General features: G+C 58.6%; 19 protein-coding genes. 9 read left to right on the forward strand and 10 right to left on the reverse strand.

Going from position 1 to position 25,091, the window contains the following annotated elements; translation table 11 throughout:
* Positions 1-7 precede the first annotated feature (7 nt).
* Positions 8-655, reverse strand: coding sequence for a redoxin domain-containing protein (locus tag IE089_RS02695; RefSeq protein ID WP_189474916.1), 648 nt, complete (start codon positions 653-655; stop codon positions 8-10).
* Between the two features lie 124 nt (positions 656-779).
* On the opposite strand from IE089_RS02695, the gene IE089_RS02700 reads away from it, so the two are divergent.
* The 3 genes from IE089_RS02700 (at position 780) to IE089_RS02710 (ending at position 4,032) form a co-directional block, all read left to right on the forward strand.
* Entirely contained in the window at positions 780-2,525 is a 1,746-nt protein-coding gene (locus tag IE089_RS02700; RefSeq protein ID WP_189474918.1) for an SLC13 family permease, read from the forward strand.
* 92 nt (positions 2,526-2,617) lie between these two features.
* Positions 2,618-3,394, forward strand: coding sequence for an SDR family NAD(P)-dependent oxidoreductase (locus IE089_RS02705; protein WP_189474920.1), 777 nt, complete (start codon positions 2,618-2,620; stop codon positions 3,392-3,394).
* Positions 3,391-4,032, forward strand: a complete 642-nt coding sequence (locus IE089_RS02710) for a nuclear transport factor 2 family protein (RefSeq protein ID WP_189474922.1) — start codon at positions 3,391-3,393, stop codon at positions 4,030-4,032. Before IE089_RS02705 ends, IE089_RS02710 begins: the two co-directional genes overlap by 4 nt.
* A 44-nt stretch (positions 4,033-4,076) precedes the next feature.
* On the opposite strand, the gene IE089_RS02715 is transcribed toward IE089_RS02710, so the two are convergent.
* A complete protein-coding gene (locus IE089_RS02715; RefSeq protein ID WP_189474924.1) occupies positions 4,077-4,751 on the reverse strand; it encodes a type II secretion system protein GspG in 675 nt (224 codons plus the stop codon).
* A 62-nt stretch (positions 4,752-4,813) separates the two neighbouring features.
* Positions 4,814-5,587, reverse strand: a complete 774-nt coding sequence (locus tag IE089_RS02720) for an SDR family NAD(P)-dependent oxidoreductase (RefSeq protein WP_189474926.1) — start codon at positions 5,585-5,587, stop codon at positions 4,814-4,816.
* Between the two features lie 172 nt (positions 5,588-5,759).
* Here IE089_RS02720 and IE089_RS02725 point away from each other — a divergent pair, with 172 nt between their 5' ends.
* Positions 5,760-6,665, forward strand: a complete 906-nt coding sequence (locus IE089_RS02725) for a fatty acid desaturase family protein (RefSeq protein WP_189474928.1) — start codon at positions 5,760-5,762, stop codon at positions 6,663-6,665.
* Between the two features lie 23 nt (positions 6,666-6,688).
* Complete coding sequence (locus tag IE089_RS02730; protein WP_189474930.1) at positions 6,689-8,218, forward strand: alanine/glycine:cation symporter family protein; 1,530 nt, start codon at positions 6,689-6,691, stop codon at positions 8,216-8,218.
* Here IE089_RS02730 and tauD read toward each other — a convergent pair.
* The gene (gene tauD / locus IE089_RS02735) at positions 8,212-9,036 is read right to left on the reverse strand and encodes a taurine dioxygenase (protein ID WP_189474932.1); all 825 of its coding nucleotides are present in this window, start codon (positions 9,034-9,036) and stop codon (positions 8,212-8,214) included. The two genes, IE089_RS02730 and tauD, sit on opposite strands and share 7 nt — an antisense overlap.
* Before the next feature lie 511 nt (positions 9,037-9,547).
* Here tauD and IE089_RS02740 point away from each other — a divergent pair.
* Positions 9,548-10,243: a 2OG-Fe(II) oxygenase family protein gene (locus IE089_RS02740; RefSeq protein ID WP_189474934.1), complete on the forward strand. Its 696-nt coding sequence runs from the start codon at positions 9,548-9,550 to the stop codon at positions 10,241-10,243.
* Here the strand turns inward: IE089_RS02740 and IE089_RS02745 are convergent, their stop codons facing one another.
* From IE089_RS02745 to mnmC, 5 genes are all read right to left on the reverse strand, one after another.
* Entirely contained in the window at positions 10,244-11,605 is a 1,362-nt protein-coding gene (locus tag IE089_RS02745) for an ATP-binding protein (RefSeq protein WP_189474936.1), read from the reverse strand. It abuts the gene before it with no gap.
* A 41-nt stretch (positions 11,606-11,646) separates the two neighbouring features.
* Entirely contained in the window at positions 11,647-12,342 is a 696-nt protein-coding gene (locus IE089_RS02750) for a response regulator transcription factor (protein WP_189474938.1), read from the reverse strand.
* Between the two features lie 82 nt (positions 12,343-12,424).
* Complete coding sequence (locus tag IE089_RS02755; protein ID WP_189474940.1) at positions 12,425-15,376, reverse strand: insulinase family protein; 2,952 nt, start codon at positions 15,374-15,376, stop codon at positions 12,425-12,427.
* Between the two features lie 78 nt (positions 15,377-15,454).
* The gene (locus tag IE089_RS02760; RefSeq protein WP_189474942.1) at positions 15,455-16,243 is read right to left on the reverse strand and encodes a glutaminyl-peptide cyclotransferase; all 789 of its coding nucleotides are present in this window, start codon (positions 16,241-16,243) and stop codon (positions 15,455-15,457) included.
* A 1-nt stretch (position 16,244) separates the two neighbouring features.
* Entirely contained in the window at positions 16,245-18,323 is a 2,079-nt protein-coding gene (gene mnmC, locus IE089_RS02765; protein WP_189474943.1) for a bifunctional tRNA (5-methylaminomethyl-2-thiouridine)(34)-methyltransferase MnmC2/FAD-dependent 5-carboxymethylaminomethyl-2-thiouridine(34) oxidoreductase MnmC1, read from the reverse strand.
* Between the two features lie 102 nt (positions 18,324-18,425).
* On the opposite strand from mnmC, the gene IE089_RS02770 reads away from it, so the two are divergent.
* Positions 18,426-18,911, forward strand: coding sequence for a hypothetical protein (locus IE089_RS02770; protein ID WP_189474945.1), 486 nt, complete (start codon positions 18,426-18,428; stop codon positions 18,909-18,911).
* Between the two features lie 20 nt (positions 18,912-18,931).
* On the opposite strand, the gene IE089_RS02775 is transcribed toward IE089_RS02770, so the two are convergent.
* Positions 18,932-19,417, reverse strand: a complete 486-nt coding sequence (locus tag IE089_RS02775; RefSeq protein WP_189474947.1) for a MaoC family dehydratase — start codon at positions 19,415-19,417, stop codon at positions 18,932-18,934.
* A 122-nt stretch (positions 19,418-19,539) separates the two neighbouring features.
* Between IE089_RS02775 and IE089_RS02780 the strand changes: the two genes are divergently transcribed.
* Positions 19,540-21,225, forward strand: coding sequence for an AMP-binding protein (locus tag IE089_RS02780; RefSeq protein ID WP_189474949.1), 1,686 nt, complete (start codon positions 19,540-19,542; stop codon positions 21,223-21,225).
* 19 nt (positions 21,226-21,244) lie between these two features.
* Complete coding sequence (gene hrpA / locus IE089_RS02785) at positions 21,245-24,982, forward strand: ATP-dependent RNA helicase HrpA (protein WP_189474951.1); 3,738 nt, start codon at positions 21,245-21,247, stop codon at positions 24,980-24,982.
* Positions 24,983-25,091 lie beyond the last annotated feature (109 nt).

Below are 25,091 nucleotides of genomic sequence, written 5' to 3' on the forward strand. Positions count from 1 at the left end.
CTAGGGCTCAGTTGCTGCTGGCGTGGGCTCTGAGAGCTTCCTGGGCGACAAGCAAGGCAGCACCGGAATCTACGCGTGAAGAGTAGGCTTCAATGAACAGCTTTCCGACCACGGTGCCATCGGGCGCGATAACTATCATGCCTGGATGTGGAATCCCGTATTGGCTGTCTCCCTGCGAGTAGTCCTCATTGAGGATGCCCAGGGTTTTGAAAGACAGCGCATTCAGATCAGACAGCACGGGAATCGTGATGCCGTGCTTCTCAGTGAAGGCCAGCTGTAGTTCGGGGGCATCATAGGTAATGGCCACCAGGCCAATGCCGGCGGCATCGTAGGCTTCCTTGGTTTCCTGCAATTGCACCAGTTGGCGCATGCAGTAGGGGCACCAGTCGAACGAACGGCTGGCAACCAGTACCGTGCCGCGATCACCGGCAAACTCATCCAGCAGCGTGATCACTCTGCCCTGATAGCTGGCCTGTAAACCGGGGAATCGAGAGCCAACGGCTGGACCCGGGTCGAAATCATCGGTGTCTGCCGGCACGAACATGTTTTCTGTGATGGTGTCGTAGGCGGCGTCCTTCAGCGGAGTCTGGAACAGGTACAGTGCGACGCCTGCCACCAGCACAATTAGCGCCAGTGCAATGAGAACTTTTTTCATCCGGGCTTTCCCGCTTCGATCGTTTGCGCCAGTGTAAACAGGCAGGGCTGTAACGTCAGTAGCGGTAGCCATAGGCGCGGGCTTAACAGTATGCTTGGCACTGGTTTCTGGGCCATCGGGTGCCATGTACGAACAACTGCTGATCTCAGCGCTCTTTATCTGGCTACTGTGCAGTCTGATATTCACCGATTGGCCGGCAGTCTGGGTGTTTGTTGCAGCCATGCTGGGTAGCTACTTCCTCGGCCTTGTCTCCACCGGTGAAGTGTTGGACAAGGTGTCTAACACCGGGCTGATTACGTTAGTGCTGTTACTGCTGGTGTCCATTGGTCTGGAGAAGCTGTCCTGGTTGGACAAGTTGTCCGGTCGGCTGATCACGCCGGGCTATGTGGCCAGTCTTCTGAGGCTGGGTTCGGTGACCGCGGTGTTTTCGGCCTTCGTGAATAACACGGCGGTCGTAGCCACACTTGCTCACACGGTGCGCAGCAACAAGTACCATGCGCCGTCCAGGCTGCTCATTCCCTTGTCCTACGCCGCGATTCTCGGCGGCACCATGACATTGATCGGTACCTCCACCAATCTGATCGTGAGCAGTTTCCTTGAAGATGCCACGGGTATGGGTCTGGCATTCTTCGACTTTCTCCTGATCGGCGCCTGCGCCACCGTGCTTGGTATGCTGACGCTGTTGCTCAGCGCGCGCCTGTTACCCGAGCACGGCAATGGGCGTATCGATATCAATGAGTACCTGATTGAGGCTGAGGTGTCAGAGGACTCCCAGCTAGTGGGTAAGAGCATCACTGCTAATCAGTTGCGCGACCTGGAAGATCTGTTCCTGGTGGAGATTGTTCGGGGCAATCGCCTGATCTCCCCTGTGGCTCCTCAGGAGATTCTTCAGCCCGGTGACAAGTTGATCTTCTCTGGTGATATCAAGCGCCTGGCGGTGCTGGACGATTTCGATGGCCTAAAATTGTTTGCCATGGATGAAGGGCTCCTCAGCGAAAACATGACCGAAGTGATTGTGATGCCCAATGCCGCGGTTGAGGGTCAATCGATTAAGGACAGTGGCTTCCGCTCCCTGTTTGATGCGGCGGTCGTTGGCATGCGTCGCGGCGGTAAGCGTCTATCGGGAAAGTTAGGCAGCATTACACTCCAGGCGGGTGACAACCTGGTTCTCGCAGTGGGCCCTGATTTCAATAACCGCAAGAACCTCGACAAAAACTTTGTCGTTATCGATGACGCAGTGACCGGTGCCGGTGTGACCACGGGTCAGAATCTTTTCGTGACTGCCGCCCTGGTGGGGGTGGTGTTACTGGCTTCAATGAACGTACTGCCCCTGATTAAAGGGTTGGCTTTCCTGCTGGTTTCCATGTTGGCACTGGGCATGGTGGGTGGCTCGGAATTGCGCCGTCGCTTTCCTTTCGAGTTGTGGTTGATCATTGGTTCGGCACTGACATTGTCTCAAGCCTTGAATAACTCCGGGCTGGTGGCGCTAGTGGCAGACTTCCTGCACACGAATCTGGTTAACTACGGCCCCTGGGTCGCTTTGGCCGGCGTTTATCTGGGCACCTTAGTGCTCACTGAGACCATGACCAATAATGCTGCTGCTGCATTGGCCTTTCCCATCGCGTTTGGCCTGGCCGAGAGCTACGGTTTGAATCCCATGCCTTTCGTGATGGTGGTTGCCTACGGCGCCAGCGCCAGTTTTTTAACGCCCTATGGCTACACCACGAATCTCATGGTTCAGAACTTGGGCCATTACACGCTGCGGGATTACTTTCGCAGTGGCCTGCCATTGTCACTCGTGTACTCAGCGGTGGTGCTCCTACTGGTACCGGTGGTGTTCCCCTTCGATGCGGTGCCACTCGCCAAATAGCTGAACTGGCCCCTCACTTTAAGCGCCGATAACGGTAAACCCGCTCTGGCTGAGCTAGTCTGTGACTACAGACTGTCTTTGGGGAGAATCCGGTGGGACGCTTAGCCGGCAAGGTGGCCATTATCACCGGCGCCAGTCAGGGTATCGGGGCGGCAACTGCACAGCGTTTTGCCGAGGAGGGCGCACAGGTCGTGCTTGCCGCGAGACGGTTGGATGCGCTGGAGGCCCAGTGCGCTGCCATTGCTGCGGCGGGTGGCGAAGCGATGGCTGTGGCGACTGACATTGCCGACGAGTCAGCCGTGGCGAATCTGGTCCAGTCCTGTTGTGAGGCCTATGGCGGCATTGATGTTGTGGTTAATAACGCCGTGCTCGCGAGGCCAGGCCTGATAAGCCAGGCTGACAGCGACACCTGGCGCAGTAACTTTACCGTGAGTCTGGACGGGGCGCTTTTCCTGATGCGTGAGGCGTATCCTGCCTTGAGCGCCAGCAGCGGTGCGGTGGTGAATGTTGCCTCCGTTTGCGCACTGCTGGGTACGCCCGGTATGGCGGCCTACAGCGCTGCCAAGGCGGGTATGCTTGCCCTGAGTCGCAATGCTGCGATCGAGTGGGGCAAGCAGCAGGTTAGGGTGAATAGCGTCATTCCTGGTGTATTCCTGACCCCGCCTACCGAGGGCTTGATGCCCGATGAAGCCAGTCAGGCAGCCACTGCCAGGAGCGTGCCCATCGGGCGCATAGGGGATCCTGTCGAGTGCGCCAATGCCATATTGTTCCTCGCCAGTGACGAAGCATCCTACATCACCGGGGCAGAGCTGGTGGTCGACGGCGGCAGGACGGCGGAGTTGAACACGGGCACGGCGAGTTTCGAATGAGCGACGATACACTGCTACAGCGGCTTGACCGGCTGGAGTCTCTGGATGCGATACGGCAGCTGGTTGCAAAGTATGCTCTGTCGCTGGATATGCGTGACCTCGATGCCCATGTGAACCTGTTTGCCGCTGACATCAGGGTCAGTCGTGATCGAGTGGGCCGGGCTCATCTCAAACGTTGGCTGGACGATACGCTGCGGCAGCAGTTCACAGGCACCTCACATCACCTTGGCAACCACATCATTGAGTTTGATGACCCTGACCATGCCCACGGCGTGGTCTACTCCAAGAATGAGCATGAAACACCGACAAAGGCGGGTGGCAGCGAGTGGGTCATCATGCAGATGTTGTACTGGGACAACTACGAACGTATCGACGGATGCTGGTACTTCCGGCGCAGACTGCCCTGTTACTGGTACGCGACGGACATCAACAAGCCGCCGGTGGGTGATGACAAAATGCGCTGGCCAGATCGCGAGCACTATGAGGGCGCTTACCACGAACTTTGGCCCAGCTGGAAAACGTTTTGGGCTAATCCACCGGGTGATGACGAACCCCAGGTCGCAGAACCCGCCCCCTTGGAGATGTTCCTGCAAACCATGCGTCGCGGTGCGCCAGACCCCAGCATTCGTGTGAGATAGGGCCTAGCGGCGGCGCTAACCCATTTTCGCGGTGGGTTCGAGTTTTATAGCCCTGCGACGTGCTCGATGTACGGCAGATACTTCACGTAGATGTCAGCATCTGGCCCGGCACCGCCCTCGGCAACGTCAGCGCCCAGGGTCCACAGAGCGTACTGGCCTTTAGAGCCACCGAAGGGGTCTACGTAGTACTGGTATCTATTGCCCCATGGGTCTGTGGGTACGGACTCGATAAAGGCTTTACCACTGGCGCCAGTGAGCACGCTCTGCCAGTCGGCGTCGCGGGGGTAGTACCCCAATTCACTCACCGCAGCCTCTAGCGCCTCACTCAGAGCAGTGAGGTCCGAACGGACTTGCATCAATGCGGTGTTGGACGATTCTACCGGCCCAATGCCCAGTTCAATCTGTAAGCTACTGGCTGGGTCTTCACTGCAGTAGATCGCGGTATCCAAGGGCTTGGCATAGGGCATCGCATCCTGGCCCACGATAACAAAGGGTCGCGGGCGGTTGCTTCCGCCGTAATCGTCTGCGGTTTCATACAGGCCGCAGACGACCTGCCCGGGGTAATAAGCGACTTCGCTTAAGCTGGAGTAGGAGCGAAGGGGTAGGGCATTCATGATGAGTTGCCGGGCCTCGTCGATACTGAGAGGCTGGGCAGCACAGCCGCCCAACAGGGTAATGGCACACAATGTGTAAGCCGCAGTAACTACCGCGCGGATCATGGTTTGGCTCCTGAATCTAGCGAAGGCATTATCCCCGTGCCCGTCAGGCTCGGCAAGATGGCTTAGCGCACGGCGCCGCCGCCATCCACGGATAAGATCTGCCCGGTGATAAACGATGCTCTTTCGCTGCACAGAAAGGCCACGGCCTCGGCGATTTCGCTGGGCTCGCCCAGCCTGCCCATCACGGCAGACTTCTTCAGCCGCTCTGCGATTGCAGGTTGTTCCTCAAAATACTTTTCCACGCCAGGTGTGCGAATCACCCCAGGTGATACCGCATTTATGCGTATGTTTTGGCTACCGTATTCGGCAGCCGACGACTTGGTAAGGATGTTCACGCCACCTTTGGCCGCGGCGTAGGCAGTGTTGTAGGCCTGGCCGCGTAGGGACGCATTAGATGAGATGTTCACTATGGCGCCGCCCCCGCCGGCCAACATGGCGGGGATTTCGTGTTTCATACACAGCCAGGTATTGGTCAGGCACATCTCCAGGGTTTGATCGAAGACCTCCCTCTGATACTCGTGTATCGGACCGGAGCCATGGCTTAGGGCTGCGCTGTTACAGGCAATGTTCAGACCTCCGAAGGCGTCTACTGCTGCCGCGACCATGGCTTCTACAGCGGGCTCGTCACTGACGTCACAGGGTTGGAATTGAGCGCGGCCTCCAGCGTTGTTGATCAGTTCACAGGTTTCCTCACCGGCGTCTCGGTTTACATCAGCCACCAGAATGGCCGCGCCTTCCCTCGCCAAAACCTGTGCGATGGCTCTGCCGATACCCTGGCCTGCGCCGGTTACAATTCCCGATTTTCCCGCCAGAAGTGTTTCGCTGTGTGTCGTCATAAAAGTTTTCCCGCCGAAGATCGATTCACGGTAGAGCACCGAACGACAGTCGCAAGCTACCGCTGCATAAAGCAGGGTATGGTCAACATTGTTGGTGTCAGTGGTGAGGCTCCGCTTTGCGCAGGACACGCCGCCTCAGTAGAATCGGGTAAGAGTTGACGTAGTGACCATTATGAGAATAAACGAATACCTCAGCAAAGAGGACGTGGCGCGGTTCACCGGCAAGAGCGATTTGCGCGCTTGGGCGCTGTTTCTAGCCAACTGGTTATCCATCATCGTTACCTTCGCAGTCGTGGGCCTGTACCCGAACGTGTTCACTGTGTTGGTCGCCTGGTTGCTACTGGCGGGCAGGCAGCTTGGCTTGTCGGTGTTGATGCACGATGCGGGGCACCGCACCCTGTTCAAGACACCCTGGCTCAATGACGTCATTGGCCAGTGGTTCTGCGGCCTACCCGTATTCAGTGATATGCCCAGCTATGCGCGGGGACACCTGCAGCATCATCGCAAGGCGGGCACCCATGATGATCCTGACTTGCCGAACTATGCCGCCTATCCGGTAAGCCGAGAGAGCTTCAAGCGCAAGGTGGTGCGTGACCTGTCCGGGCAGACCGGGATGAAGCTACTGATTTATATCGCCAAAGGCGCCTCCGGCATTATCAGTCACGAGCAAAGAGACAGCGCCAAGCCCTTTCTGCAAATGCTGTCAGTGCAGCTGGTCATGCTCATTGCGCTCGCAGCGTTCGGCATTGCCTGGGTATACCTGATCTGGCTGGGTGCCTTCCTGACAACCTTTATGCTGGTCATCCGGGTCCGCCAGGTGGCAGAGCACGCCGCCGTGCCCGATCTCTACGATACTGATCCGCGCATGAATACCCGCACCGTGGAAGCGCCCTGGTGGCAGCGCTGGCTCTTTGCACCGAACGGTGTGAACTTCCACATGGAACACCATTTCATGGCCAGTGTGCCCTGTTACCGTCTCAGTGCCCTGCATGAACACCTGCGCAAGAAGGGGGCCTTGGTCGGCGTGCCTGTGTTCAAGGGCTACGGTGAACTGCTGCGCCACGCGGTGCCAGCCTGATCAATAAGCCAATAAACAACACGATGCGTACCCTGCATGCGGCCGCCGCAGTAGCGTGTACGACACTGCTGGGAGCCGCGCCTGCCTGCGCCGAAGGCTTTGATCAACAGGTTGAAGCGCTGATCCGCCCGTTGTCTGATGCTCTCGCAGGGGCCGTTTTTTACCCCATCGATATAGCCGGCCAGCCGTTCCCATTGATCGTTTTGTGGTTGGCCGTGGCCGCTGTCTTCTTCACGCTCTATCTGGGCTTCATCAATGTGCGCGGATTTGGCCTTGCTATCCGGCACGTGAAGGGCGACTTCCATAATCCGCAGGCCCGTGGAGAGATATCACATTTTCAGGCCGTGGCCACGGCGGTCTCTGGCACGGTGGGTATTGGCAATATCGGTGGCGTGGCCGTCGCCATTGTTGTTGGTGGGCCCGGCGCTGCCTTCTGGCTGATCATTGCCGGCCTACTCTCCATGTCGACCAAGTTGGTGGAGTGCACGCTGGGCGTGAAATACCGACGCTACAACGCTGACGGGTCAGTGTCCGGCGGGCCCATGTACTACCTCGAGCAGTACTTGGCAGACCGCGGCCGCCCCGGGCTCGGTAAGTGGTTGGGTGGTTTTTACGCCCTGTCCCTGGTAGTGGGCTGCCTGGGTATTGGCAACATGTTCCAGTCGAATCAGGCCTACGTACAGTTCGTTGTTATCACAGGCGGTGAGCAGAGTTTCTTTGCCGATAAAGGGTGGCTCTTCGGTATTGCAATCGCCCTTGCGGTGGGTGCCGTTATCATTGGCGGCATTCGCTCCATCGCCCGTGTCGCGGCGCATATCGTGCCTTTCATGGGTGTGCTGTATGTGATCTCAGCGGTGATCATCATCGCCATGAGCTATCAACACATCCCCTATGCGATCGAGTTAATTGTCTCGAGCGCATTCAGCGTACAGAGCGTCACCGGCGGGATGATTGGCGCCATTATCGTGGGCTTTCAGCGAGCCCTGTTTTCCAACGAGGCCGGTATTGGCTCTGCGTCGATAGCCCACTCGGCTGTGCAGACCAACGAGCCAGCCTCTGAGGGGCTGGTGTCCCTGTTGGAGCCCTTTATCGATACCGTGGTTATCTGCACGCTGAGCTCGCTGGTGATCGTGACGACCGTATACCCCCATGGTTTGATGGATAGCGGCCTTGAGGGTATTGCACTGACCTCGGCGGCCTTCGCACACCACATCAGCTGGGCGCCGTACCCGCTGGCGGTGGCGGCACTGCTATTTGCGTTCTCAACCAGCATCTCCTGGTCGTACTATGGCCTGAAGGGCTGGACCTACCTGTTCGGTGAAGGGGCCTTAACGCAAAACCTGTTCAAGGTAGTGTTCTGTGGCTTTATCGCCCTGGGATGCATGATCCAGCTGTCTGCCGTGCTGGACTTCTCAGACGCCATGATCTTCCTGATCGCTATCCCGAATATCATCGGGCTTTATCTGTACGCGCCGGAAGTGAAGCGTGAGGTCAACGACTACATGCGTCGCGTACGTAGCGGTGAAGTGCCGCTGGCGGGCGAAAATCAGTAAGGCTTATCACCGTCGATGGTGATGCGCTCCATGCGCCGGTAGGCCGGAAAGTAGTCGTTGACCGGTTTGTGCTGTGTACTGCGGTTGTCCCAGATTGCGATGCTGCCCGGGCGCCAATTGAAGCGAACACTGAACTCCGGCGTCTGGATATGCTGGAACAGGAACTGCAGTAGCGCATCACTTTCGCTGCGGCGAAGACCCTCGATGTGTGTGGTGAAGAGAGCATTCACGAAAATGACCTTCTTGCCGGTTTCCGGGTGTGTGCGTATCACGGGATGCCGCACCGGAGGGTTGGTGGCCACTGCATCGGCCAGGCGTTCACGCCCACCGGGTTCTGCCAGGCTCTCCCGAAAGCCGTGACTGAAATCGTGTACAGCAATCAGGCCACCCAGAAAAGACTGCATGGGCGCGGAGAGCGCGTCGTACGCAGCGGTCATGCTCGCCCAGAGTGTATCTCCGCCGCGAGCAGGGCATTCGACGGCTTTTAGCACGGTGCCCAGGGGCGGGTGCTCGCGAAAGGTCATGTCGGAATGCCACTGTTCTATTTTACTGGGCTTTTCAGCGCTGGATTCCAGTATGGTGACTGCGGGATGACCCGCAACCGTGTCATAGGCGGGGTGTTGCTGCAGTGGGCCGAAGCACTGTGCCAGATCCGTTTGCTGCTGCGGTGAAATTGCCTGCTCGCGGAAGAAAATCACCTGATACTCATTCAGTAACTTCCGCAGCTTGCGCACGGTGTCATCGTTCAGCGCCTGGCTGAGGTCAATGCCACGTATCTCTGCACCCAGCGCGCCGGCAAGCGGCGTGATGTCCAGCATGGTTGCTTCCCAAATTGATTCAGCCGGCGAGTCTAGCACCCTTTTTGGATCGGATGGGATGGAAACTGGTCGCTACGGTCGTGTTGTTAGGCGCACGGTTTCTTCACACTACAACCGTCTGTTGAAGCGATGTCGCGAAGATGGAGGTGCACAATGCAGCGTTCCAATTTGAGTGTTCAAGCCATCGTTCCGGCGCGATCGAAGTGTTCGCGCTCACGCCGGTGGCGCCATGGCCTGCTGGTGGGTTTGCTTGTGGGCACGGCAGCTCAGGGAAGCGCCTCAACGCAGGGGCTGGCCAGTAACAGCGCGCTGGTCACCTGCTCCTCCGGGGGGCTATCCGCGGGCATGCTGATACTCATGCCAGAGGATGAGCCGCCTTCGGGGAGGGTGCGGTGTGCGCCGCGGTTCGCTCACTGGTAGTTGCTTTCGAGGGGCGTAGGGCGGCGCAGACAGTGGCCCGGCTTGCGGCTATAATGCGCGCCGCCTCATAGCCCATACGGAAACTGGCTCCATGGACTTCACCCTCAATCCCAGTATTGATCTCGATAACGTTGCTGCGGTCTACGCGCAGGACCGGCGGGTACGCTTGACCAATATCCTGCCCCGCGAGCAGGCCGAAGCGTTGTCTGACTACCTGGCGAACAAGACGGCGTATCGCCACGCCTTTGTTCTGGACGGCAAGTTCGGCGATGTGTCGGGTGCGGAGTTGCAGCAGTTGCCGGAAGAAGACCGGGCGCGGCTGATACAGGGTGTACTTAAGCAGGCGTCAGAGGGGGTTGGATTCTGGTACGAACGCCGTGCAGTGAATGCCACCGACGATAACCTGCTGGGGCAGTTTCAGCGTTGGCTGGCCAGCCCGGAGATGCATGCGACCATGGGGCGCATTACGGGCCAGGAAAACTACGGCAGCGCCGTCGCGCAGGCCACTCGGTTTAATCGCGGCGACTTTTTGACGCGGCATCAGGATGTCGTGACGGAAGAGCAGCGGCAGGTGGCATTTGTGTTTAATCTCTCTCCGGCATGGCACCCGGACTGGGGCGGTTTGCTGCAGTTTTTCCAGCCAGATGGTACGCCCCGCGAGGCTTGGTCACCTGACTTCAACACACTGTCTTTGTTTGACGTAGGCCACGTGCATTCAGTGACCTGTGTGAGTCCTTTTGCGCCGGCACCCCGGCTGGCCGTCAGCGGCTGGTTCCGGCTGCGCTGATTAGCTACCTGCGGTCGCGTCAGTGCCGACGGGTAGGGTGGCACTGACTCGCAATCCAGCTCCGGTGTTGGTGGCCGCCAGACTGCCGTTGTGCTGCTCTATGGCACGCTTGGCGATGGATAAGCCCAATCCATAGCCGCCGGTTTCACGGGTTCGATTGCGATCCACGCGATAAAGGGGATCAAAGATGCGCTCTAACTCTGATTCGGGTACGCCCGGTCCACAGTCTTCAATGGACAGGTGATAGTTCCCTTCGATGCGTCGCAAATCCAACGTGACCTGCGTACCAGATGGTGTATGGCTCAATGCATTGCGTACGACATTTTCAAAACACTTTTGCAACAAGTCGCCATGGCTCAATACCACCGCCTCATCGAGATCGGTAAACAGTGCGACGCGTTTGTCTTGGGACTTGCCTTCGAAGTCGGCGTCAGCGGCCATGTCCTGGAGTAGGGGCACAAGGTCGATGTGCGTATCCAGCGTGAGGGAGTCTGATTGGCTGGTGAGCAGTTGCCCGATCAGTTCGTCCAACCGCTCAGTTTCCTGCTCTATGCGCTTCAGGTATTGGCTATCCGGTTCAGGCTGCTCCTGAGCCAGCGCCAGGGCGATACGCAGCCGCGCCAATGGCGATCGCAGTTCGTGGGATACGTCCTGTAGCAGACGTTTCTGCCCCTGTATGCGTTGCTCCAATTCGCTGGCCATGTGATTGAACTGCCGCGCCAGCTCATCCGCTTCATCGCCACCACTGGCGGCTACGGGTATTCGCGCGGACAAGTCACCTGCCGCAAGCTTGCCCGCGGTGCTTTGTAGCAACTTTACGCGACGGGTCAGCAGCCGGGACAGCAAATAGCACACTAAACCGCTAATCAGGATCGCAATGGCAATGCGTAGCAGTGGATTGGCACCAAGCGTAGCAACCACAGCGCGGGGTTCCGGGAAGGCGATGACCGCTGCCATGCGCTCCCGCTCACCGCGAAACAGAGTGTGAGCAACGATTTGTCCCTGCGGGCTTTTCAGCATCGCCCGTCGCTTACTAGGAGATAGCTGGCGAGCAGCGCGCATCACTTGCGCGGGGACTTCCCTGTCCAGTAATTCCAAACCGTCCCTGCGTAGCAGGTAGATATCGATACCGTGTCGCTCAGAAGCGCGCTCTACAATGCCGGGCAATCTAGACAGGGGCTGGTTCTCAAGAGAGTAGATCAGCCGCAGCAGGTAGCGCGGCGGTGGGCCATCCTTTCGCAGTTCTGTTTGACCCCCGGGTAGCTCGTCGAAGTAATTGGCCAGCAGAATCCAGCTGCCCAATATGGACACCGAGATGAGCCAGAAGCCCAGGAATACCTTGATAAACAGGCGATTAGGCATGTCGGTTTACTGCGGCTTGATTATGCATGGGTAAAGATATCTCAAGCCTGCTCGGGCGTGCTGCTTGAAACCAGCTGGTAGCCGGCGCCTCGCACACTGAGAATGATGTCGGGTTTACCCTCTTGCGCCAGCTTGCGTCGAATCTTACTGATGTGCACATCGATACTGCGGTCGTAAGCGCCAAGGGGGCGGCCCAATGCTTCGATGCTCAAAGTGTCCTTATCCACAATTTGCCCCGCGCTGCGCAGCAGTAGCTGCATAATATTGAACTCTGCGCTGGTGAACTCTACGGGGGTGCCCTCGACCGTCACCTGCCGGGTGCCGGGATTGAGAACTACACCGTCAACGTCGAGCTGGTCGGGTTGAGGAGCATCAGCACTGCGCCGAAGTACGGCTCGCAGCCTGGCGGCCAACTCGCGCGGATTGCAGGGTTTGGGTAAGTAGTCGTCAGCGCCCAGTTCCAGACCGAGTATGCGATCGGTATCTTCACCGCGCGCGGTGAGCATGATGACAGGAACCCGGCTGGATTCCCTGAGTTTGCGCAATACTTCCAAGCCCTGCATGCCGGGCAGCATGATATCCAGGACGATGGCATCGGGCGACGAGCCAAGTGCCGCGCTCAGGCCTTGCGCACCGTCGTGCTCTGCGCTGATGTTAAAACCTTCCAGTTCGAGGAAAGTACCCAGTAGCTCACACAGCTCCTGGTCATCATCAATGATAAGTATCTGATGGGTCATGGGAGTAGTGTCGCGGTACCACTCGGCAATGTCACCCCATCGTTACCACTCCTCAGCTTTGTTTACATTTCTTTACGTCGGCCTAGAGTTCCTGAACCAGCAAGCCGCTGTCTTCAATCCGGCTTAAGTCTGCGTCGCGTTGCTTGGGGTTGGTGATCACAGCCGTGCTGGCATTCTCGGGGGTGAGATACTCGCTGGCTACGCGGCGTACATCATCCAGCGTGACCGACAGTATCTGCTGACGGAAGCGCTCCCGCTGCGCATGGCTGCGACCGAATAGGCCATTGTGGAAGTGTTGCTTGGCTTCACCGGCGGGAGAACTGGGTTTATCCAGGCTACCCACCACACCCAGAATGGCTTCTTCCAGCGGCTGTGAATCCAGATTTGTCTCGGCGATCCAGGCAATGCTGGCGTCGAAGTCTGCCAGTGTGTCCCAGAAGCGCGGATCGCGGTATGAGTAGAAGCGGAAGGCCGCTATACCGGAGTCCTGACTTGCGCCACCGCCATAGGCACCACCCTGTTCACGAATAGCACGGTGCAGGAAGCCATTACGCAGTATGGCACCCAATACGGTGAGGGGTGCGGCATCCGGGTGGCCAACGGGAACCGTTGGGTAGGCGCGGGCACAGAAATTCACCTGGGTGTTGGTTACCCACAGTTCATTGCGTGCTTCCCTGATCGCTGTGGGTGTCCACAAATCTGCGGAGCCATCCACACTGCTACCCGGCCAGCCCGCAAGAGCAGATTCTGTAACCGAGTCCATGTGCTCCGCCTCTGCAATGGCCAGGAGTTGTACCGGCATATCCGCCACGCGCTTGTGCAGGTCGGTGAACTGCTGCGACAGTGCCGCCAGGGCATCCGCTGAGCGTAAGTCTTCGTCGAGCTTACGCACACTGCGTATGCCGGCGAGGCCTGTCAGCTGGTGATTCAGTTGCGCCAGTGGGCTCATGCCCGCGCAGGCTGCAGCCATTGCCAGGCCGTGCCCATTGCCAGTAACGGACTGTTCGCGTCGTGCCCGTTGCTGGCTGATCATATCGCGGATTCGATCGGTCTCTTCGAAAGTTACGCTGTATAGCGTGTCGCGCATCAGGGCTATTTGTTCGCCGCTGTTGGCTGCCAGAGCTTTAGAGGACAATACTAGGTTTGCCGTCACTGCCTGCTCGCTGTTGACATCGCCCCGCATGGAGGTAAAAGCATTGATTGATCCGACGGTGGCCGATTGTCGGTTCTGGGTTTCCAGGTAGCTGCCGCCGTTAAGGCCCAGCTCTGTCATGAGGTTGGTGTAGTAGGGCATCAAGGCCTGTTGGTCAGCACTCAATTGCGGCAATGCCGCGATGGCCTGTTGGTACACCAGCCCGTTGGTGCCCTGTGCGTAGCGCGTGAGTGTGACTCCGTTGCGCTCTGTCTGTTCGCAGGTCAGCTCCGGCAGGGTGGCAGGCACATCCGCCAGGGTCACCTTGGGAAGAATGCTCTCATCGTCTACCTGGGCCTGACGTTGTTCCAGTTGGTGCGCCAATTCGATAACGCGTGCTTTCTCGTCGCTGTCCATCTGCGAAGCTATGTCGGCCAGACGCGCGCGCTCGGACTCGTCGCGTTGCTGCGACAGCGACTGGTCGGGGGACATCACCAGAGTCACCCGGTGTGGGTTCTCCAGCAGCAGTTTGCGCGCCAGCCTGGGAATAAAGTCCGGCTCTTTGATTTGCTCGCGCAGCTCGGCGATCACCGGGTCGAGGTTGAGAACTGCAATAGGGTCGCTGTAGTGCGTGGCGCAACCCAACGACTGCAGAATCAGCTGCAATCCATAGGGGTAGCTGTCGCCGCTAATTTCACGCTGGTGCAGTTCCAGTTGGTGCAACACGGCTTCCACACGTTCCTGCGCGACACCGTCCCTAGCAAGGTCCTCAATCACCTGTAGCACCTGAGTTTCAAAAGCGTCGCGGTGCTCGCTTTCGCTCCCTTCAATGCCGCAGCAAAACACCATTTCGCGCATGGAATCCTCGAGCCCGCAGAGGGGGGAGGGGGCTAGGCCTAGTTCGGTGGTTTCCAGTAGCCGCTGCAGGGGGCTGGCGCTGTTTTCCATTAATACGCTTGAAAGCAACTGTGCTTCCAGCAGGGCTTGCAGATCGCTGCTCTCACCAAGCAGCCAACCCATCACAATGTGGGTTTTCTGGGCCGTGCTGCCGGGTTCATCGAACGCGTAACTGTCGGCTATTTGCAGGGGCGAAGCGATACGCTGCTCCGGAGCGACAGCGATTTTTTCCTCCAGTCGCTCAAACTTGGCCAGCGCCAGCTCTTCAAATCGGGCTTGGTGTTCGGTGGCAGGTATATCCCCGAAGGTCATGAAGATGGCGTTACTGGGGTGGTAGTGCGACCGATAGAAGTCTGATAATTCGTCGTAAGACAGATCGGGAATGTGGGCTGGGTCGCCGCCACTGTTGTAGTGGTAGGTGCTGGTTGGGAACAGGTGTTCACACAGGACCTGCCACAGTGTTGAGCTCACTGAACTCATAGCACCCTTCATTTCATTGAACACCACGCCTTTGAAGACCAGATCACTGTCCGGATTGTCTCGCTCGGCAAACTCCACGCGATGGCCTTCCTGGGCGAAGTCCAGTGGATCCAGGCGCGAGAAGAAGACGGCGTCCATGTAGACATTGAGCAGGTTGTCGAAATCCTTGCGGTTTTGGCTGGCAAAAGGATAGGCGGTCCAGTCGGAGCTGGTGAAGGCGTTCATGAAGGTGTTCAGGGAGCGCCTGAGCATCATGAAGAAGGGGTCCCTTACGGGGAAGCGCTCGCTGCCGCAAAGCGCGGTATGCTCAAGAATGTGCGCAACGCCCGTGCTGTCATGAGGCACCGTGCGCAGTGCGACCAGAAATACGTTTTCGGGGCTGTCTGATGCCAGATGGTAGTGCACCGCGCCCGTGGCTTTGTGCTCATAGTGCTCGACTGTCAGGTTGAGGGAGTCAATGCGGGCCTCGCGCAGTGCGTCAAAGGCAGGGTGGGCGCGTAACGGGGATGCAACAGCCTGATTCATAGGGTGCTCAAACAGAAAATGAAGAGCGCGCTATTCTAGCGCGAATTGACGCGCTGTTGGTGTGAATCAGGGTGTGAATCAGCTGTGTGGTCGGGTGAGCAGGGGCGGCGGCGTGCTGGCTGGCTTCAGTTCAATGCGGTAGAGGTAGGGCCAGCGTTTGCCCGTCACCCAGATGCCCCCATCCCGGCGGTCAAAGGCGATCCCGTTCAGCACATCTGTGCCCTCACCATACTCTTCGGCGGGCAGCAGCCCGGAGAGGTCGATACTGCCTGTTACGTTACCCGTTGCCGGATCGATAGTGACTATCCGATCACTTTGCCAGACGTTGGCCCACACCTCGCCGTTAATCCACTCGAGCTCATTGAGCAGGCTCACCGGGCGGCCCGATTCTGTCACCTCAACAGTGCGTGCCAGCGAGTAGTCGCCGGGATTGACTACGCGCAACAGGTTGCTGCCATCGCTGTAGATCAGCTCTTTGCCATTATGGGTGATGCCCCAGCCCTCGCCGGGCAGGCGGAAGAGCTCCAGCGGTTCCAATGCCTCGCGTTGGTAAACCAGGCCCAGGCGGGCGCGCCAGGTGAGCTGGTAAACCCTGTCATTGAGTACAGTAACCCCCTCGGCAAACAATCGTGGATCCAGTGGGCGCTCCAGTTCCAGCTCGCCGCTATCGAAGTCGTAGCGACGCAAGCGCGACTGGCCGTACATGCCGGAGCTGAGATATAGCTTATCCCCGACAATCTCCAGCCCCTGCACGAAGTTGTCCCGCGTCTGCGGTTTCCTGTCCACCACCGTGAAGTCCCACTGCGTCTGCGCGGCGACCCCGCAACTCATCAGTGCAATAAGCAGTGCAAATCGGAAAACGGGCATATCAGCAGCGGTTTCTTTTCAGGTCCCGCACCAGGAAGCGCGCCGGGGCGAGATTGCGGTGAAAATGGCGGCCAAGCGGCAAAGGCTCGCCGCACAGTTGTGAGGCAATGAGCTCACCGCACAGGGGAGTTGAGGTAAGTCCACGAGATCCGTGCGCGGTGTTTACAAAGAGACCGGGAATCACAGGCGCCTTGTCGGTTTGAACCAGCTTGGCATTATCGCGAAGCCCTGCGTAGGTTTCCAGAAAGGCGGTTCTGTCGGGCAAGGGGCCCGCAACAGGCAGATAATCCGGGCTGGCGCAACGCAGGGCAGCGCGCCCCCCAAGGCTGGCAGTGTCCAGCTGATTGAGCGATTGCGAAAGGCCAGGCAGGGCTTTCGCGAGTGTTGCCAGATTGTACTCGTGATCATCCCGCGTCACGGTGGTGTCTGTATTACCGGGAGCGAAGCTTGCGCCGATGCAGTGTTGTCCATGGCGTGGCGGGGAGATGTAACCCTCGTGGCACATCACACTGCGTAATGAACGGGTTTGGTCAGCGGCGGGTAGCTGCGTGGTTTGGCCGCGGATGGGTTGCAGCGGTAGCCAGGCAGCCTGCGCAAACTGGTTGGTGGATACGCCACCGCATAACACCAGGGCGTCCGCTTCAAATATGCGCTTGTCGCCGGTCTCTACTTGCCAGCGCCTGACGTTGCCGGCTGAGGCAGTCACTTGGCCGCAGCCTGACTTCACGGTGATGCCAGCGCCGCTTAGCATTGCTTCGCAAACGGCCGGCGGGTGTAGCCAACCTGAATCGGGGAACCAATAGCCGGCCATGGGCTGCTCTATTCCCAGCAACTCACTGGCGGCTTCTGCCGATACCACCGAAGCAAGGCGGTGCGTACCTGCCAGTTTATCGGTGAGGTACGCCATATCTTCAGTAGCCGTACTCTGTTGGAAGTACCCGCATAACTGACCGTCCTCGCCGGCTTTCAATGCACCCGCACCGAACAGGCGGCGATACTGTGCAATGGCAAAGGTGTAGCTCTGCAGAGCGAAATCCGTGAGCGCAGAATGCTTGCGGGAAAGCCGCGTGTAGATAACGCCCTGGGCGTTGCCCGATGCAGCGCTGGCGACGGTGTGCTCCTCCAACACGGTCACGTTGATGCCGCGCCGTGCAAGTGCAGCGGCAGTCGAAGCGCCAGCGAGCCCAGCCCCGATGACGATTGCCGTTCGGATCCCCGGCTCCGGCTGTTGTGATATGTCCCAGGGCGTTATGCCTTTCGTTGTGGCTCGCGGGGTCCCGGGCGGCGTGGGTTGCGATGCTGAATCCTCGCCGGATGTTGCACCGGGTGGGGCTAATACAGCACGCAGACTGTCGCGCTTATGGCCAAATCCCGCGACCTTTTCAACATTGAAACCGGCTTCTGCCAGCCCCCGGCGTACGCTGCCTGCTGCGGTAAATGTTGCGACAGTCGCACCGCGGCGGCTGAGCGCAGCCACCGACCTAAAGAGGTCCGGCTGCCACATGTCCGGATTCTTTGCTGGCGCAAAACCGTCCAGATACCAGGCGTCAATCCACGGCCTGTCGAAACTCGCCATGTCGGCCAGCGCTGCGCTGGCATCTTCGACCCAGATATCCAGTGTCACCGCGCTCTCTTCAAAACTGAGCCGGTGCTGCCCGCGCAGGGCCGGCGGCCATGCCGACAGCAGCTGTTCACTGAGCGGTGTCAGAGCCTGCCAGTGCGACAGGGCCTTGGCGGCATCAGCGTGAACAAGCGGGTGGCGTTCAATCGATACAAAGTGAAGGCGAGGGCGCGGCTGAGGTATAGCTCTCCAGGCAGCCCAAGTCAGCAAAAAGTTAAGGCCAGTGCCAAAGCCGGTTTCTGCTATCGCGAACTGCTCTGGGCTCGCGCCCAGCCGTTCGGCAATCCGATTTCCCTCGAGAAAGGTGTAGAGGCTCTCGTCCAGACCCTGACCTCGCTGGTAATACACATCATCATACTGCTGGGCGCGGGGCTCTTCACTGGCGGACCAATTGATGTCTGCAGTGGCGGCGGGCGCCCAGGGCTGGTTGTCTCGCTGAATCACGGTAGTAGAGGGCAAGGCATGGACCCGCGATGATAGCAGCACGGCATGATGGGGTGGGCATCTGGCGCCGCGCTGGCGCAGGGTTTAGACTGCCGCGCCCGCAGGAGGTAGAAAACCATGGCCCAAACCCAACGTACATCGATGTCGCAGGAACAGTTTCTGACCATCGCCGTGAACCTGATTAACCGAACCCTGCTGGAGGCGCAGCGAACAGAAGCCAAGCAGCTGTTCAAGCAACTCTCCCGAGGCAACGTGTTGCCTATTACCCAGGTGCGACTGGAAGACGAGTCGCTGGTGCGCTTCGATCTTGCCCTGGACCACAGTGAATTCGTCGGCAAGCTGAATTTTGGTGCCTTCAGGGGCAGTGTGGCGGTGCTTTTGGCGAACCTTGCCAATGCTGTTCAGGAGGGTCAGACCATTACCGTCTTCAGCGCGGAGCAGGACACAGAGTCAAAGATGTTCGGCATTACCGCGGCCACGGAAGAAGACGGTCAGGCCAATGTGATGGTGCTGGGCAGTGAGGCAGGTGGCGATCAGGCGCGCGTGTTGCTGCGCCTGATGTATTTGGATCCCAAACAGTTCACCGAGCAGGCGCAGGCCTAGGCGCCCAGCTGGGGTTTCGTCTACCTGTCCAACCCGGCAACGGTGATCTCGGGCAGGGCGGGTATGGCTGCCGATGCTGCCTCGGTGGCAACCATCACTTCAGAGGTGCCGGTCACAACGGCCTTGCCGTTCTGATTGGTGACTTTGCAGTCCAGCGTCGCTTTATTGCGCCTGTCCTCCTTCTCGGCAACGGTCATGGTCACGGTCACCGTATCTCCCAGCTTCACCGGGCGCAGAAACTTCATGGTTTGACCCAGGTACACCGTGCCCGGCCCCAACATCTTCATTGCCACGCAGGCTGAGATAAAGGCGCCCGAGAGCATACCGTGGGCAATGCGCTCCCCAAAGGCAGTACCTGATGCATAGCCCTCGTCCAGGTGGAGCGGGTTGAGGTCCCCCGATACTTCGCTGAATAAGACCACATCGCGCTCGGTCACTGTGCGGGTGTAGGTGGCACTATCACCGATCGCGATCTGGTCGTAGGTGACCGTCGTCAGGCTATCCATTCTTTGCTCCCTTTTCGTTTGCGCCAGCATACCCTAAACCGCGTTTTGCTTGGCTGGGCAAGGCTCTGTAAATAGCGTATGTTCGCCGCTTGCAAGCAACCGATAGTCAGGAAAGACAGACCATGGCTGAGGCCTCCGCAGAGATTCATGACCTGATCCGTATAACCAGCGACGCTCTGGGTATTGCTGCTCATGCTGACAGTGCGCGCTTCAGCGATGTGAACGCGGTGATCAACCATGCCTCTGGGCTGTTTGCTGACAAACCTGCCTTCAGTAGTCTTGGGCACAGTCTCACTTATGCCCGGCTTGATGAATTCTCGGGCCAGTTCGCCAGCTGGCTGCAGAACCATACGACGTTGGAGCCCGGTGACCGTATCGCCATCCAGATGCCCAACCTCATCCAGTACCCCGTGGTGCTTTTCGGTGCCCTGCGGGCCGGCATGGTCGTGGTTAACACCAATCCGCTGTACAGCGAACGGGAGATTGAGCACCAGTTCAATGATGCCAATGTGAAGGCACTGGTGGTGCAGGCGAATGTCGCAGCCAATACCGCGGCCGTGCTGCCTCGCACTGGGGTCAAGCACGTGGTGGTCACTGAGCTTGCCGATCTCCATCCCTTGCCGCAGCGACTGCTGATCAATACGGTGACCAAGCACGTCAAAAAGTTGGTGCCCCCGTTTTCTATCCCGGGTGCTGTCGGCCTTCGTCAGGCCCTGGTAATGGGGGCGCGAAAGCCCTATTCAGCGGTTTCTGTGGAGCGTAATGCACTCGCGATGTTGCAGTACACCGGCGGTACAACCGGTGTCGCCAAGGGCGCGATGCTTTCGCACGCTAATCTTGTCGCCAATGTGATGCAGGTGGATGCCATTTTCGAGACCCACGATTTTGGCGATGAAAATCTGGTGATGGCGCAGCCGCTGCCCGTGTATCACATTTACGCCTTTATGACGTGCGTCTACAGTATGGTGCGCGGCGGGCATCTGGTGTTTATTCCCAACCCCCGCGATCTGGACTCCATTGTCAAAGTCATGAGCAGTTATCGTCCCAGCCTGTTCTGCGGCCTGAATACCCTGTTTCTCTCCCTGTGTAACCACGACGCCTTCAAGGCCCTGGACTTCAGCCACCTCAGGGTCACCCTGTCCGGGGGGATGGCACTGACCCACGCTGCCGCCGAGCAGTGGCAGGCCATCACAGGCTGTGAAGTGTCCGAGGGCTACGGATTGACGGAGACTTCGCCGGTGGTTTCCACCAATCCCGGTAACTGCAAGCGCATAGGCACCATCGGCATCCCGGTGCCCGACACCGAAGTCCGTATCCTGGATGACGACAATGTGGAGTTGGGTGTAGATCAAGCCGGTGAGCTTTGTGTCCGTGGGCCGCAAGTCATGCTGGGCTACTGGCAACGGCCAGATGAAACCGCCAAGGTGATGGACAGTGAAGGTTGGTTTCGCACGGGCGATGTCGCCAAACTCCGCCCCGACGGTTTCTTGCAGATTGTTGATCGCAAGAAAGACATGATCGTTGTGTCTGGATTCAACGTGTACCCCAATGAGCTAGAGGATGTGCTGTACCAACATGACGATGTGTTGGAGTGTGCCGCGGTGGGTGTGCCCGACGATAGCTCTGGTGAAGTGATTAAAATGTTTGTTGTCAGCAAGTCCGGCACCCTCACGGCCGACGAGGTGAGAGAATTCTGCCGCCGCAGCCTGACGGCCTATAAGGTGCCTCGTTTGGTCGAGTTCCGTGACGAATTGCCGAAAACCAATGTTGGTAAGATATTGCGTCGAGAACTTCGAGACTCTGCCTGACATCACCTGGTAAACCTCTGTGAGTAGTACCAGCGCGCCTCTGCGCGAAATTCCGGACATCAGCTTTCCGCCCGAGCTGCCCGTCAGTGAGCGGCGGGAGGACATTGCTGCGCTGATCAAAGAGCATCAGGTGGTGATTCTGGCCGGCGAGACAGGCTCGGGAAAAACCACACAGCTGCCCAAGCTGTGTCTGTCGTTGGGCCGCGGCCTAAATGCACGAATTGGTCATACCCAACCGCGCAGGTTGGCGGCGCGTGCCGTTGCCCAGCGTATTGCCCAAGAGCTGGGCTGTGAGTTGGGGTCGGTGGTGGGCTACCAGGTGCGCTTCAACGATGAAGTCTCCGATGCCACCGCCATCAAGTTGATGACGGACGGCATCCTGCTCAATGAAATGCAGCGTGACCGGGATCTAAAGGCCTACGACACGCTGATTATTGATGAGGCGCACGAGCGAAGCCTGAATATTGATTTCATTCTGGGCTACCTCAAGCGCTTGCTGCCGCGTCGCCCCGACCTCAAAGTGATCATCACCTCCGCCACCATTGATGTGGAGAGTTTCTCCCGACACTTTGACGATGCACCGATTATTGAAGTGTCTGGCCGCACCTTTCCGGTTGAGGTTGCCTATCTAGGCGAGCCCGAAGACCGTGAAGAGGGGGTTTATGCCCAGGTAGAACGCACGGTTGATGAGATTGCCGCAGGCCGCTACGGCAAGCGCGGCGATACGCTGGTTTTTCTGCCCGGCGAGCGTGATATTCGAGAGCTTGCCAAGCGGTTAAGACACCACGAGGCGATCGACGTACTTCCCCTTTATGCGCGCCTGAGCGCAGGCGAGCAGGCCAGGGTGTTTCGTGGCACCGGTAGTTCGCGCATGCGGGTAGTGCTTGCCACCAACGTTGCTGAAACGTCAATTACCGTGCCAGGCATTCGCTACGTGATTGATCCGGGTGATGCTCGCATCAGCCGTTACAGTTACCGCTCACGGCTGCAACGGTTACCCATTGAGCCGGTCTCCCAGGCCAGTGCGAATCAGCGTAAAGGTCGCTGCGGGCGAGTGGCAGAAGGTGTGTGCCTGCGACTTTACAGCGAAGATGATTTCAGCAGCCGTCCGGAGTTCACCGACCCCGAGATCCATAGGACCAATCTCGCCGCCGTTATCCTGCGCATGCTGGAGCTGGGGCTTGGCGATATCAATCGCTTCCCCTTCGTGGACCCGCCCGACCCTCGAATGGTGCGTGACGGGTTTCGTCTTCTGCAGGAACTGGGTGCTGTCAGTGCGCGAAACAAGCTGACCAATCTGGGGCGCCGCATGGCGCGGCTGCCCATCGACCCCAGTCTGGCGAGAATGGTGCTGGCGGCGCAGGGGCAGGGATGCCTCGAAGAGGTGTTGGTTGTCGCCAGTGCCTTGTCCATTCAGGACCCACGCGAGAGGCCCTCGGATAAGCAATCCCAGTCTGATCAGTTCCACGCGCGCTTCAAGCATCCCAAATCTGATTTTATGGCGCTGTTGAATCTGTGGCGGTACTACGAAGAGCAGCGTCAGGCGCTGAGTCAGAATCAGTTGCGCAAGCTGTGTAAGCGCGAGTTTCTTGCGTATTTACGGATGCGTGAATGGCGGGACGTGCACACCCAGCTGACGATTGCATGTCGGCAGCAGGGCATCAAGGCCAAACGGGAGCTGCCCGAAAAAGAAAACTACGACGGTACGCACCGCGCGCTGCTGGCAGGATTGCTCGGCAATATCGCCCAGCAGGATGAGGGACGAGAGTTCCTGGGTGCGCGCAATCGTAAACTGCAGATATTTCCCGGTTCCTCGCAGTACCGTAAGCCGCCCAAATGGATCGTGGCTGCCGAGATCGTCGAGACCAGCAAGGTGTTCGCCCGGGTTGTGGCCGCTATAGAGCCCCACTGGGTGCTGGACGTGAATCCGGAGCTACTCAAGCATCATTATTACGAGCCACGCTGGCAGCCACGAGCCGGCCGGGTCGTGGCCTGGGAACGTATTGCCTTGTTCGGACTGACTGTCAGCGATCGCCGGTCGGTGCACTACGGCCCCATTGATCCTGAAACCTCGCGGGAAGTCTTTATCCGAGAAGCCTTGATTGCGGGACGCTACAAACGGCCACCTGTTTTCCTGCGCGCCAATCTCGCGCTGGTTAAGGAGGTGGAAGACCTTGAGTCGCGCACACGCCGGCGCGACATATTGGTCGATGAAAACGTGCTCTACGCGTTCTATGAGGAGCGCCTTCCCGCCACCCTCTATACCACGCGGCAACTCGCTAGCTGGTTGAAGCGTCACGCCGCTCAGGCGAAGGCGCTAGAGATTGATCGCGGATTGCTAATGGCAAGAGATCCCGGCGCAGAACTGGGACAACAGTTTCCCGACAGTCTTGAGTGGGAGGGTACGAACTACGCGCTGAGCTATCAGTTCGAACCGGGTGGCGAGTCCGACGGCGTGTCGGTAACGATTCCGATTGCGCTGCTTAATCGCGTTCCCCGCTTTCGTTTCGATTGGCTGGTGCCCGGCTTGTTGCGAGACAAGTGCATCCAACTGGTGAAGGCGCTGCCCAAGACCCAGCGCAAGCACCTGGTGCCGGTGCCGGATATGGTGGACCGCGCACTGTCAGCTCTGACGCCCGATAACACGGACTTACTGGCTGCACTGGCTGAGCAGTTCCGCCGAATGGCGGGTGTGAGGCTGGCACCCTCTGACTGGCAATTAGACAAGCTGGATAGCTACTACCGCATGAACCACCGCATCGTCGATGCGCAGGGCAAGTTATTGGCTCAGGGCCGAGATCTGGATGCGCTGGTAGGCCAGTTTCGTGATGGACAGCCAGAGGAGGTGGCCACCCGGCCCGACAACAGTCCGGCCCGCGACGGCATCAGCCAATGGGATTTCGACGAATTACCCCTGCAGTGGCAATTCAGTCAGGCGGGCGTCGATATCGTCAGCTACCCCGCTCTGGTGGATAAACAAGAAAATGTCTCGATCACCCTGTTTGACTACGCTGACGATGCATTGCTTGCTCATCAGCAGGGTGTGGCACGGTTGGCCATGCTCAGTCAGGGGCAGGGTGTGCGCTACCTGCGCAAGCAGTTACTCAGGGGGAATGACTACAATCTGGCGCTGGCCGGCAGTCAGCTGGACAGGTCGGCGTTGATCGATGACATGATTGCGGCGGTCTGCTTGCACGTCCTCGGGACGGAGCTGCCCAGATCGCGACAGGACTTTGAGCAACATATGACGGAGCTGCGTGCACAACTGGTGCCCCTAGTCACGGAATGGGAAAAGACGCTGTTCAATACCCTGCAATGCCTTGCACAGGTTCGCCAGCTGATGGCGGGGCTGCCTAAGGGTCAGTATGGAGATAGCCTCGATGATGTGAACGTTCAAATTTCGATGCTGTTTGCGCCGGGCTTTATCACCCGCGCTGGACATGAGTGGTTCTCGCAGTATCCGCGTTACGTAAAAGCGCTGGTGAACCGGCTGCAGCGATTGAGCGGGCAATACGACAAAGACCAGAAGTACACCCATGAGCTCGAAGCGCTGACTCTGCCTCTCACTGAATTACTGCTGCAGCGCCCCGGCGCGATGCAACTGGCCGAGCCTGTCTATCGCTATGCATGGATGTTGCAGGAGTTTCGTGTCTCACTATTTGCCCAGAACTTGGGTACGCGCCAGGCGGTGTCTACCAAGCGATTGAAGGCGCAATGGCAGGCGGTTACGGAGTGGCTGGCGGTCAATCCGCGCTGAATCGGAACCGGGACGTTCTTCGCTGTCAAAGCTCCCAATGTGCGGTGCGCCGAGGCGCCTGAATAGGGGAGTGCTTCACTTTGACAAACTGTGAATTATTACCAATGCT

Source organism: Parahalioglobus pacificus (assembly GCF_014652275.1).
GTDB lineage: Bacteria > Pseudomonadota > Gammaproteobacteria > Pseudomonadales > Halieaceae > Parahalioglobus > Parahalioglobus pacificus.

What these genes read in the sequence shown, in the direction of transcription:
- IE089_RS02755 (WP_189474940.1), bottom strand. Translation starts at nt 15,376, where the DNA reads ATGAATCAGGCTGTTGCATCCCCGTTACGCGCCCACCCTGCCTTTGAC.
- tauD (WP_189474932.1), bottom strand. Translation starts at nt 9,036, where the DNA reads ATGCTGGACATCACGCCGCTTGCCGGCGCGCTGGGTGCAGAGATACGT.
- IE089_RS02715 (WP_189474924.1), bottom strand. Translation starts at nt 4,751, where the DNA reads ATGATCCGCGCGGTAGTTACTGCGGCTTACACATTGTGTGCCATTACC.
- IE089_RS02720 (WP_189474926.1), bottom strand. Translation starts at nt 5,587, where the DNA reads ATGACGACACACAGCGAAACACTTCTGGCGGGAAAATCGGGAATTGTA.
- IE089_RS02695 (WP_189474916.1), bottom strand. Translation starts at nt 655, where the DNA reads ATGAAAAAAGTTCTCATTGCACTGGCGCTAATTGTGCTGGTGGCAGGC.
- IE089_RS02770 (WP_189474945.1), top strand. Translation starts at nt 18,426, where the DNA reads ATGGCCCAAACCCAACGTACATCGATGTCGCAGGAACAGTTTCTGACC.
- IE089_RS02725 (WP_189474928.1), top strand. Translation starts at nt 5,760, where the DNA reads ATGAGAATAAACGAATACCTCAGCAAAGAGGACGTGGCGCGGTTCACC.
- IE089_RS02775 (WP_189474947.1), bottom strand. Translation starts at nt 19,417, where the DNA reads ATGGATAGCCTGACGACGGTCACCTACGACCAGATCGCGATCGGTGAT.
- IE089_RS02700 (WP_189474918.1), top strand. Translation starts at nt 780, where the DNA reads ATGTACGAACAACTGCTGATCTCAGCGCTCTTTATCTGGCTACTGTGC.
- IE089_RS02760 (WP_189474942.1), bottom strand. Translation starts at nt 16,243, where the DNA reads ATGCCCGTTTTCCGATTTGCACTGCTTATTGCACTGATGAGTTGCGGG.
- IE089_RS02745 (WP_189474936.1), bottom strand. Translation starts at nt 11,605, where the DNA reads ATGCCTAATCGCCTGTTTATCAAGGTATTCCTGGGCTTCTGGCTCATC.
- IE089_RS02740 (WP_189474934.1), top strand. Translation starts at nt 9,548, where the DNA reads ATGGACTTCACCCTCAATCCCAGTATTGATCTCGATAACGTTGCTGCG.
- IE089_RS02710 (WP_189474922.1), top strand. Translation starts at nt 3,391, where the DNA reads ATGAGCGACGATACACTGCTACAGCGGCTTGACCGGCTGGAGTCTCTG.
- IE089_RS02750 (WP_189474938.1), bottom strand. Translation starts at nt 12,342, where the DNA reads ATGACCCATCAGATACTTATCATTGATGATGACCAGGAGCTGTGTGAG.
- IE089_RS02780 (WP_189474949.1), top strand. Translation starts at nt 19,540, where the DNA reads ATGGCTGAGGCCTCCGCAGAGATTCATGACCTGATCCGTATAACCAGC.
- IE089_RS02730 (WP_189474930.1), top strand. Translation starts at nt 6,689, where the DNA reads ATGCGTACCCTGCATGCGGCCGCCGCAGTAGCGTGTACGACACTGCTG.